The 255-nt window shown below is 45.5% G+C and carries 1 protein-coding gene; it reads right to left on the bottom strand.

Annotated elements, in window-relative coordinates; genetic code table 11:
- Positions 1–255: PcfJ domain-containing protein (locus I6E24_RS17685; protein WP_235329869.1), on the bottom strand; the 255-nt coding region annotated here is incomplete at both ends.

Here is a 255-nt window from a genome sequence, read left to right as displayed (position 1 = left end):
TCTGTACCACCTTGAATGTTGTCAGTGAAACCTCCACCGTTTCAATGCGTTTGCCGTCAATGGTTGCGGATAGGATAAGGGAGTCTGTCCTCTTGTGATAGCTTCCCACACAATGGTGCATCAGTTTACCTTCAAGTTGCATTTCCGCCACACTCTCAATGACCTTTACAAGAATAAGGTTGTCGGTAAACACAAGTCCGAAGAACTTGCCTTTGGACTTCAGATAATTCTTTTCGTCCTTGACCAACTGCTCCC

Origin of the sequence: Bacteroides caecigallinarum (assembly GCF_021530995.1) — a bacterium.
Classification (GTDB): domain Bacteria; phylum Bacteroidota; class Bacteroidia; order Bacteroidales; family Bacteroidaceae; genus Phocaeicola; species Phocaeicola faecigallinarum.
The sequence above is the reverse complement of the archived record's forward strand: the minus strand, read 5'-3'. Positions and strand labels throughout refer to the sequence as shown.